Origin of the sequence: Shewanella atlantica (genome assembly GCF_003966265.1) — a bacterium.
Lineage (GTDB): Bacteria > Pseudomonadota > Gammaproteobacteria > Enterobacterales > Shewanellaceae > Shewanella > Shewanella atlantica.
In genome coordinates this window covers 308,231-318,714 of the sequence record NZ_RXNV01000004.1, presented here as the reverse complement: position 1 = coordinate 318,714, position 10,484 = coordinate 308,231, and the positions used below count along the sequence as shown (strand labels likewise).

9 protein-coding genes are annotated in these 10,484 nt (G+C 46.2%); 6 read left to right on the top strand and 3 right to left on the bottom strand.

Annotated features, from left to right (window positions below; all coding sequences use genetic code 11):
• Positions 1-320: 320 nt before the first annotated feature.
• The 3 genes from EKG39_RS12595 to EKG39_RS12585 all read right to left on the bottom strand — a co-directional run bounded on the left by EKG39_RS12595 (position 321) and on the right by EKG39_RS12585 (position 2,362).
• Complete coding sequence (locus EKG39_RS12595) at positions 321-983, bottom strand: NrsF family protein (RefSeq protein ID WP_126506097.1); 663 nt, start codon at positions 981-983, stop codon at positions 321-323.
• A gap of 171 nt (positions 984-1,154) precedes the next feature.
• Positions 1,155-1,811 carry an NrsF family protein gene (locus tag EKG39_RS12590; RefSeq protein ID WP_126506096.1) on the bottom strand — a complete coding sequence of 219 codons (657 nt, stop codon included), beginning with the start codon at positions 1,809-1,811 and terminating at the stop codon, positions 1,155-1,157.
• Positions 1,808-2,362, bottom strand: a complete 555-nt coding sequence (locus EKG39_RS12585) for an RNA polymerase sigma factor (RefSeq protein WP_126506095.1) — start codon at positions 2,360-2,362, stop codon at positions 1,808-1,810. Before EKG39_RS12585 ends, EKG39_RS12590 begins: the two co-directional genes overlap by 4 nt.
• A 426-nt stretch (positions 2,363-2,788) precedes the next feature.
• Between EKG39_RS12585 and recR the strand changes: the two genes are divergently transcribed.
• The 6 genes from recR to EKG39_RS12555 all read left to right on the top strand — a co-directional run bounded on the left by recR (position 2,789) and on the right by EKG39_RS12555 (position 10,441).
• On the top strand, positions 2,789-3,388 hold the full coding sequence (recR, locus tag EKG39_RS12580) for a recombination mediator RecR (protein WP_126506094.1): 600 nt from the start codon (positions 2,789-2,791) through the stop codon (positions 3,386-3,388).
• A gap of 196 nt (positions 3,389-3,584) precedes the next feature.
• Entirely contained in the window at positions 3,585-5,501 is a 1,917-nt protein-coding gene (htpG, locus tag EKG39_RS12575; RefSeq protein ID WP_126506093.1) for a molecular chaperone HtpG, read from the top strand.
• A gap of 434 nt (positions 5,502-5,935) precedes the next feature.
• Positions 5,936-6,781, top strand: coding sequence for a tetratricopeptide repeat protein (locus EKG39_RS12570; RefSeq protein WP_126506092.1), 846 nt, complete (start codon positions 5,936-5,938; stop codon positions 6,779-6,781).
• Positions 6,782-6,979: 198 nt separating this feature from the next.
• Complete coding sequence (gene adk, locus EKG39_RS12565; RefSeq protein ID WP_126506091.1) at positions 6,980-7,624, top strand: adenylate kinase; 645 nt, start codon at positions 6,980-6,982, stop codon at positions 7,622-7,624.
• A 329-nt stretch (positions 7,625-7,953) separates the two neighbouring features.
• A complete protein-coding gene (hemH, locus tag EKG39_RS12560; protein WP_126506090.1) occupies positions 7,954-8,967 on the top strand; it encodes a ferrochelatase in 1,014 nt (337 codons plus the stop codon).
• A gap of 169 nt (positions 8,968-9,136) precedes the next feature.
• The gene (locus EKG39_RS12555) at positions 9,137-10,441 is read left to right on the top strand and encodes an inosine/guanosine kinase (RefSeq protein WP_126506089.1); all 1,305 of its coding nucleotides are present in this window, start codon (positions 9,137-9,139) and stop codon (positions 10,439-10,441) included.
• Positions 10,442-10,484 lie beyond the last annotated feature (43 nt).

Sequence of the window (10,484 nt, the reverse complement as noted above, 5' to 3'; positions counted from 1 at the left end):
CAACTAAAAAATCAAAGGAGAAAAAGGCTAGAAAATAGACCATGATTATGGTCATATAACACCAATTGGGTGGATCACTTTTAGATGCAAATCGTGGATCAGTTTTACCTGCAAATTAACACTGCAAGGGCAATTGTGGTTACTAGTTTAGATGTGTTCATAATGAATTTTTTCATAATAGTGCCTTCCTCTTGACTCATTAATGTGCTTTTCATTAAGCAGGTTCACTAACCCTTTATGGGTTTGAAACAGATACGTCAGTCAAGCCAAAATAGTTACAGTTGAATAAAAATAATTATTCTTATCATTTCCGAGGCGGGTCAAACCTGATCTGCGTTGTGCATATTTCGATGGGTTTGCCAAAACATAGCGATGGCAGCGCCTGTCGGTAGCATCAGTAATCCCGGCAGGATATGAAAGACAAGGGTATGTGAAGTTTCATACATACAGGCGAGTTGCATATAAAGGGCTGGCAACATGCCCGCTGCCAGGCTTAGCAATATGGCCGTGCGCATGGGGCGCAGGGGGTAGAGCCGACGAATGAGCAACAGACCCGACAAGAACAGTGGTAGTGAATAGATCATGGTTTCAAAGAAACAGTGACTGCGCTTACCCAGCATAGAGGGTTCCAGCGCCGGACTAACCAAGCCAGTCAGGTATTGGGCTAGCCAAAGTATCATCAGCATGATACCAAAGGCATAAAATCTACTGGTTAAGGCGCCGGGTATAGCGCCGCGAAAAGCCGATTGGCAAACCCAGAGAGTCGCAGCGAGTCCCAGTAAGGACTCAAACAAAAAGCGGGGCTCTTCGACCAGTTGTGAAAATGATCCAGGTCGAATTGGCCCCATCAGGTGGATAATTACAACCACAAAAATCGCACTCAAACAAAACCAGAACATGGCCAGCCTGTTGATATTCGGTGCAGGTGGCACTGGTGCCAAGTTGCGACAGAGGTTTGTGATTAGCAAGTCGTGCTTATTCATCAATCACGCGCCTCCATCAACAAAAGCAATTTAACTGTTTCTGAAAAGCCCCCGAGTCATCCAAAGCGACTCACAATTAGCAGGGCTTAATTACGGATACGCCAGTCAAGCCAAAATAGTTACAGGCGGCTGAACATAATTATTTCTGTAAATATTTTGAGACTTTTTAATTTAGTGTTCGTTGGGCATATCGCGATGGGGTCGCCAGAACATGGCGATGGTTGCGCCAACCGGTACCATCAGTAAGCCCGGCAGAATATGATGGGTGAGGATATGTGAAGGCTCGTACATACAGGCGAGTTGCATATAAAGGGCTGGCAACATGCCCGCTGCTAAGCTTAGCGACATGGCCGTGCGTATGGGACGTAGGGGGTAGAGCCGACGAACGAGCAACAGACCTGACAAGATCAGCGGCAGTGAATAGATCAGCGTTTCAAGGAAACAGTGATCGCGCTCACCCAGCATAGAGGGCTCCAGCGCCGGGCTGACCAATCCAGTCAGGTATTGGGCTAGCCAAAGTATCATCAGCATGATACCAAAGGCATAAAATCTACTGGTTAAGGCGCCGGGTATAGCGCCGCGAAAAGCCGATTGGCAAACCCAGAGTATCGCGGCGAGTCCCAGTAAGGACTCAAGCAAAAAGCGGGGTTTTTCGACCAGCTGTAAAAATGCGCCCGGTCGAACTGGCCCCATCAGGTGGATAAGTACGACCACAAAAAACGCACTCAAGCAAAACCAGACCATGGCCAGTCTATTGATATTCGGTGGAGGTGGCACAGGCGCTAAGTTGCGACTGAGATTTGCGATCAGCGAGTCGTGGTTATTCATTGCTCGTCTGCCTCCAATAACAGCTGTAATTTATGGATGGCACGGTGGATCCGCACTTTGACCGCACTTTCTGATATACAGAGTTTTTCTGATGCTTCAGCAATACTGTAACCGATGAATTTGGTAAGAATTAGCGCCTCTCGGTGCTGTGGTGACAGTGACACCAGTATGTCGCCCTGTGAGAGCTCACTCTCAGCTTCACTCTGCCGGCCCGCCTGAGACAAAACATGCAGTTCATCATGATAGTTATCGACCACCTTTTTTCGCCTATTTTGATTACTCAAGGTATCTATTGCCTTGTGACGCACAATGGCAAACAGCCAGGGACGGAAATTACGCTGTGGATCATAGGTATGGCGAGCTTGATGTATCGCAATCAGGGATTCTTGTACACAATCTTCAATAAAGTGTTGGTCACCGAATCGACTGCGCAGGAAGTTGTAAATAACAGCGGTTAATTCAGTGAGCAGCAAACGGTAGTCGGATTCGTTACCCGCTTGTGCACTCACCATTAATCTAGACCAACGCTGTTCATCTGATCCCCGCGTCACTGCGATACCTCTTGTTGAAGTTCCCAATTTAACAGGTCTATTTAAACTGAAACAGACCGAAAACGGTTAACAAGCTATGTGAATAATCATAGCAGGGAAGCCCGACCAATCAACTCTCGGTGTATTCACTTAAATTTTGATGATGTTTCAGTCTTCCTGAGAAATGTGAGATAAACGTTCGTCGAGGGGAGTTGTGCCGTTATGAGGTGTGACTATCTGTTCGCAAATGTCTGTGACGCTTTTGAGAAAATGAGTAGCAAAAGAACCTTTGGGGTTATATAGGGAGCAAATTTTTAGCTCTGTATGGTATTCTTCTGTTCTGAATATACTATGAGGGCTGTAAGACGTTGTATCTACCACTTATCAGCACTGCTCATAACTCCAAAAGTATCAGACATGAAGATGTCGTTTTAATCCGGATAAAAAATGAAATTTAGCCCCCTTGTCGATGAACTGATCCAGTCATTGAAATGTCTTCCCGGAGTGGGTCCCAAGTCAGCACAGCGTATGGCGTTTCAATTATTGGAACGCGATCGTAAGGCCGGACAGACTCTCGCACAGGCTTTAGCTTCAGCGATGAGCGATGTAGGGCATTGCCGCTCTTGTCGTACCTTTACCGAAGAGAGTCATTGCCCGATTTGTGCCAGTAATAAACGGGGACAGTCAGAGCAGATCTGTGTCGTGGAGACGCCAGCAGACGTGTTAGCAATCGAAGCGGGTGGTCATTTCAGTGGTCGATATTTTGTCCTGTTAGGCCATCTGTCGCCACTCGATGGAGTCGGGCCTGATGAGTTAGGTTTATCCCTGCTCGAAGAGCATCTTTGTTCCGGTGGCGTTTCTGAGCTTATCTTAGCGACTAACCCAACGGTAGAGGGAGACGCGACGGCTCACTTTATCGCGGATATGGCGAAAGTTCATAATGTCTCTGTGAGCCGAATCGCGCATGGTGTACCCGTAGGAGGCGAGCTAGAGTACGTGGATAGTACGACTCTGGCACTCTCTTTTAATGGACGTTTGCCGATTTAACGTTCAATGAGAACCTGTGCCTGATGGCGCTGAAACCGAATCGAATGCCAGTGTTTGTTATGCAGACGCTGGTTTTTTTGTTTTGTCGATGGAGATTATTGAATTTCCCGACACATTTCCCTTGAAAAGCAAAATTCCAGCCCCATCTCTATTTGCATAAAGAAATACGCTTTGTGAAATACAGAAGGAATAATCCATGTCACAACAAGAAACTCACGGCTTTCAAACTGAAGTCAAGCAACTCCTGAACTTGATGATCCACTCTTTATACTCAAATAAAGAGATTTTCTTGCGTGAATTGGTATCTAACGCAGCCGATGCGGCAGACAAGCTGCGTTATGAGGCACTGACTAACGATGCCCTTTATGAAGGTGACGGCGAGCTGCGTGTTCGCATCAGTACCGATAAAGAGAAAGGCACGGTAACGATTGAAGATAATGGTATCGGTATGACCCGCGATGGTGTTATTGAGCACTTGGGTACCATTGCAAAGTCAGGCACAGCAGATTTCTTTAAAAACTTATCGGGCGATGAGTCAAAAGATTCACAGCTAATCGGTCAGTTTGGTGTTGGTTTCTACTCTTCATTTATTGTTGCCGACAAGGTGACGGTTCGTACCCGCGCCGCAGGTCATGCCAAGGATGAAGGGGTACAGTGGGAGTCTGCCGGTGAAGGCGATTTTACCGTCGACACCATAGTTAAAGAAACTCGCGGTACACAGATCGTACTGCACCTTCGTGAAGAAGAGAAAGAGTTTGCCGACGATTACCGTCTGCGTTCAATCATTACTAAGTATTCAGATCATATCTCTGTTCCCGTTGAAATGTGGGAAGAGGGCACGCCAGCCATCGAAGCGACTGAAGAGCAAGAAGCGGTTGCAGCGACAGAAGGCCAATGGCAGTCGATGAACAAGGCGACTGCACTTTGGACACGAAACAAGAGTGATGTGTCTAAAGAGGAGTATGAAGAGTTCTACAAACATATCTCTCATGACTTCACCGATCCGCTTCTGTGGAGCCACAACCGGGTAGAAGGTAAGCAGGAGTACACCAGCTTGCTTTATATTCCTTCGAAGGCACCGTGGGATATGTGGAACCGTGACCGTAAGCATGGCCTGAAGTTATTTGTTCAACGTGTGTTTGTCATGGATGATGCCGAGCAGTTTATGCCTAGCTATCTTCGCTTCGTTCAGGGTCTTATCGACTCTAACGATCTGCCGCTAAACGTATCCCGTGAAATCTTACAGGACAACAAGGTCACTACGGCGCTTCGCACGGCAGTGACTAAGCGTGTACTTGGTATGTTAGAGAAACTGGCTAAGAATGATGCTGAGAAATATCAGACGTTCTGGGCTGAGTTTGGTCAGGTACTAAAAGAGGGACCTGCCGAAGATATGGTAAACAAGGAGCGTATTGCTGGCTTGTTACGCTTCGCATCAACCCATACTGAGGATGCTGCTCCTACGGTATCACTTGCCGATTACGTGAGTCGCATGCAGGAAGGTCAGAGCAAGATCTACTATATCGTTGCCGACAGCCATGAAGCTGCCGCAAACAGCCCGCACTTAGAGCTTCTTCGTAAGAAAGGCATCGAAGTTGTATTGATGTCAGAGCGCATCGATGAGTGGTTGATCAATCACCTGACAGAGTTTGACGGTAAACAGCTTCACTCTGTGACTCGTGGCGATCTTGAGCTTGGCGATTTGGAAGATGCCGGTGAGAAAGAAGCGCAAGAGAAGCTTGAAACTGAGTCTGAAGGTTTAGTTAAGCGTATTAAAGATTCTCTGGGTGAGAAAGTGTCTGCGGTTAAAGTGACGACTCGTCTGACCGATACGCCAGCCTGTGTCGTTGCCGGTGAAGGTGAGATGTCTACTCAGATGATTAAGTTGATGGAGGCTGCGGGTCAAGCTGTTCCTGAAAGCAAACCAACATTTGAGATCAACCCGGAACATCCACTTGTCGCTCGTCTTAACGATGAGCAAGATGAGGCGTTGTTTACTCAGTGGAGTGATCTGTTACTTCAACAAGCACAGCTATCCGAAAAAGGCAGCTTAGCTGACCCATCGGCCTTCATTAAGCTGATGAATGAGATGCTGTTAGCTAAACTTAAGTAATCTGCCCCAATGAGCATTTTGAAGTAGATTAGGTATATTTAGCAGTAATATGAGGCAGGACGTCTGATACATGAGTGTATATGGACAAGGTTCTGCCTCTTTTTTATATCTAATACCCAAACAACCTCGAAATGCAGGATTCAGCATGTCGAGAAGTGACAGAGTTTAAGGCATGAAATAGTAGTACTAGTTATTCTAATTCAATATTTCATAACGCTGAAATATGTTGCTTCTCGCCTTGCCCTTCGGGAGTTCCCGTAGAATTCCTGCACTGCGTTAGTGATATTGAAAAGGGACTAACCATTCTCTTCAATCACAGCCTTGTTCAGCTATCCTACGGGAGCTCTGAAACGAGCATTTTGAAGTAGTTTGGGTATATATGATGTTTGTTGTACTAACATCGTGGTTTATTAAGGCTTATCTCAAGGATCGTTATGGAAACCGTTTTGGAACTGACTAAAGAGAATATTCAACAGATAGTTGATGTTTCAATGAAGCAGATTGTTGTCTTATCCTTTTGGTCTCAACAGAGCCCTGAAAGTGTTGGTCTGTGTCAGACACTGACATCGATGGCACAGAAGCAATCCGGGCGTTTTGTTTTAGCGAAAGTAGATTGCGATAGAGAGATGGAGATCGCCAACTATTTTCAAATTCAAAATGTACCAACCACGCTTGTCCTGAGTGAAGGAAAGCCTATCGATGGCTTTGCCGGGAGTCAGGATGAAGGGCAAATATCGGCTATGCTCGACAAGCATCTGCCTGCACAGTGGGAGTTGCAACTTAATCAGGCGAAGAACCATCTTGCATTACATGAGTTTGAACCAGCCCTGGTATTGTTAAAACAGGCGTTTGCCGAGTCGCCCAATGCCGAAGTGACTCTGGTTTATGCCGATGCGCAACTGATGGCCGGAGAGTTCGCCTCAGCAACCCAGCTATTGGATAGTGTCGGACTTGCCGATCAGGACAGTTATTATCAAAGTTTAAAAGCTAAGCTTGCGCTTGCTTTGGACGCGGCCGATACACCAGAGATAAGACAGTTACAGCAAGCTGTCGAAAGTGAGCCTTCCAATATCGCAGTCTTGATGGAGCTGGTAAAAGCATTGCATCAGGCCAAACGAAATGAAGAAGCGCTGGAGCTGTTGTTTGCCCCATTATCGAAAGATATTACTGTTGAAAATGGCGATGCCAAAAAACTGTTTTTGGAGATATTGACTGCGTTAGGGCAGAGTAATGCGCTGGCTAATCAATATAGACGTAAATTGTACAGCTTACTTTATTAGGTCATGATTGGCGTTTTAGTACAAAAGATCGACATAATTACCGATTAGACATTTTATCGGCAAAAAATTCTTGTCTATCAGGCTAAAGTCTAACTAAATCCAGCCTAAAACTCATGCAAAACCCTTCAAAAGGGCGGCCAATTGTGCGAAGATCGCCGCCCAATGATAAAAACTATGTGAAATAAGAGGACTCTCGAGATGCGCATCATGTTATTAGGTGCCCCAGGTGCCGGTAAAGGTACCCAGGCCCAGTTCATCATGGAAAAGTACGGTATCCCGCAAATTTCAACAGGTGATATGTTACGTGCAGCGGTTAAAGCTGGCACACCTCTTGGTTTAGAAGCTAAGAAAGTGATGGATGCAGGCCAGTTGGTCTCAGATGAGCTAATCATTGGTTTAGTTAAAGAGCGTGTAGCTCAAGATGATTGTGCAAAAGGTTTCCTGCTTGACGGTTTCCCGCGTACGATTCCGCAAGCCGATGCGATGGCTGCAAGTGGGATCAGTATCGACCATGTCGTTGAGATTGATGTACCCGATGAAGAGATCGTTAAACGTATGGGTGGCCGCCGTGTTCATCCGGGTTCCGGTCGTGTTTATCATATCGTTTTCAATCAACCAAAAATTGAAGGAAAGGATGATGTGACAGGCGAAGATCTTGCTATTCGTCCAGATGACGAAGAGAGCACAGTACGTAAGCGTCTGGGTATTTACCACGAGCAGACTAAGCCACTTGTCGAATATTACGGTAAGGTTGCGGCGGCGGGACATTCTAAATACAGCAAGTTTGACGGCACTCAGAGTGTTGCAGCTGTGAGTGAGCAGATTGTTACAGCGTTAAGCTAATTAGAATCTAATCGCTTGAGTCAAAGCCATTACTAAATGAGCTAGTTCTCATATTTTAAAAAGCTCACTTAAGTGGGCTTTTTTTATGGGATTTTGGATGCTAGCCTAGATGAGTTTACATGTGTGATTGCCCTTCGCACGGGCCAGATATGTAAGAGTCAATCATTACTAACAATGACTTAAATTGTGTTTATTAACTGTTATCGGCATTGGTTTCAGTTATGCCTCTCTTCTGCGCTTCCGCAGACACAATTCTGAAGATTATTTTCGCTGCTATTGGTTGTTCCAGCCGGTAGAACAATTAACTATTTAGTACAATTGGTATTTTAATGAATACAATGATGAGCGAGACAACCCCGGCATTTGGTGTACTCCTTGTGAATTTGGGGACCCCCGATTCTCCAAGTGCGAGTGACGTGAAACGTTTTCTTAAGCAGTTTTTAAGTGATCCTCGCGTTGTTGATCTGAATCCCTTGATTTGGAAGCCGATTTTAAATGGCATCATCTTAAATACTCGACCCGCTAAAGTCGCAAAGTTATATCAATCTATCTGGTCTGATGAAGGCTCTCCGTTAATGGTTATAAGTCAGCGTCAACGGGAGAAGGTTGCCAGCTTACTGCAAGAGCAGCTTGGGCAAGCGATCCCTGTGGAGCTGGGGATGAGTTATGGCAACCCCTCTTTGGCCTCCGGTTTAGATAAACTGAAACAACAAGGTGTCGAGCGGGTCGTCGTACTGCCGCTTTATCCTCAATACTCATGTTCGACCGTCGCGCCTGTTTTTGACGCCATCGCTGCCGAGTTCAAAGATTGGCGGGATATTCCAGAGACCAGGTTTAATAAAGAGTACTATCAAGACCCGGCTTATATTGAGGCGTTAGCCTCTTCTGTCAGAGCCCACTGGAATGAACATGGTCAGGCCGATGTTCTGCTTATGTCCTTTCATGGTGTGCCGGTAAGATACGTTAATGAAGGGGACCCTTATCAAGCGCAGTGTCAGGCAACAGCTCTCTTGCTTGCGCAAGCTTTAGGCTTGAAGGATGAACAGTGGAAGCTCTGTTTCCAGTCTCAGTTTGGAAAGGAGGAGTGGTTAACGCCGTATACGGACAAGTTATTGGAATCACTCCCCGAGAAAGGCGTTAAATCTGTCGATATTATGTGTCCGGCATTCGCCGCCGACTGCTTAGAAACCCTCGAAGAGATCTCTATCGGTGGTAAAGAGAGCTTTATTGAATCAGGCGGTGAAAGCTACCGTTTTATTCCCTGTCTTAACGACAATGAGCCTCATATCGAATTATTAGCTAAGCTAGTCACTGAGCAAGCATCGAAATGGGTTTCAGCTTAATGAAAAAAACTTGACCTGCTTACTGGTGAAATTCACTGTGTATGTTAGGATCTGCCGCCATTTATATTGGCCCTCAGCATGGCGTGGGTCAATATAGTGGTTGTGTTGCCTTTTTAGGCGAGGCTCACATAAGCCAATATCCCTTGTTGCCAAATAGCGAGATCATAAAATGAAGTTTCCAGGTCAGCGAAAGTCCAAGCACTATTTCCCCGTAAAAAATCGTGACCCATTATTGGCGCAAATGACGCAGCAGCCTCAACGTTTTCCAACTTACATTACAGGTATCGATCAGACTCTGGTGGATATTGAAGCAAAAGTCGGTGATGAGCTTCTGGAAAGATATGCGTTGCCTAAAGGTAACTCCACACTTATCGATGATGAAAAGGCACATGCTCTCTATTCAGAGCTGAAAACCAACAAACTTGTCAGCGATGAGTTTGCCGGCGGCACCATAGGTAATACGGTTCATAATTATTCGATCCTCGCCGATGACAGATCTGTGCTATTTGGTGTGATGAGCAATAATATTGAGGTAGGCAGTTACGCCTACCGCTACCTGTGTAACACCTCTTCAAAAGTCGATCTTAACTATCTGCAGCCTGTTGATGGACCAATAGGGCGCTGTTTCACCCTGATCTCAGAATGTGGTGAGCGCACCTTCGCTATCAGTAAAGGCGCCATGGATAAGTTGACCCCCGAGTATATCGATAAAGATATCGTTCAGGGGGCATCTGCTTTGATATTAACGGCATATTTGATGAGAGCCAGTGATGGTGATCAGATTACCGATGCCGCGCTTAAAGCCATTGAATATGCAAAAGAAGCCGAGGTCCCGGTTGTATTAACCTTAGGAACACGATTCCTTATTGAGGAAGACCCTAGCTGGTGGAAGTCGTTTATCAAAGACAATGTCACCATCTTAGCCATGAATGAAGACGAAGGGGAGGCCTTGACCGGCTTCAGTGATCCGTTACTGGCAAGTGAAGCGGCCCTTGAGCTGTGTGATCTGGTGTTAACGACGGCAGGCCCTCTGGGACTCTATATGGCGGGTTATACCGAAGATTCAGAGAAGCGGGAAACCAGTCATACTCTATTACCTGGTATGATCCCAGAGTTTAACCGTTACGAGTTCTCTCGTCCCAAGTTAAAAGCCGCCTGTGATACACCGATTAAGGTCTACGCTCATATCTCTCCTTATATGGGGGGACCGGAGAAGATCCGTAATACCAATGGTGCAGGTGATGGTGCACTTGCGGCCTTACTGCACGATCTGGCGTCTAATACCTTCCACAAAGCCAATGTTCCTGGTTCAAGCAAGCATAAGCGCGATGGTCTGTGTTACTCATCGTTCTCTCAAGTTTGTAAATACGCTAACCGTGTGGCTTACGAAGTGCTGGCTCAGCATAGCCCTCGTCTGTCCCGTGGTCTGCCCGAGCGTGAAGATAGCTTAGAAGAGGCATACTGGGAGAGATAAGGTCAGAGTCACTGACTCTGCTTACACATATTTCGCAGTTAGT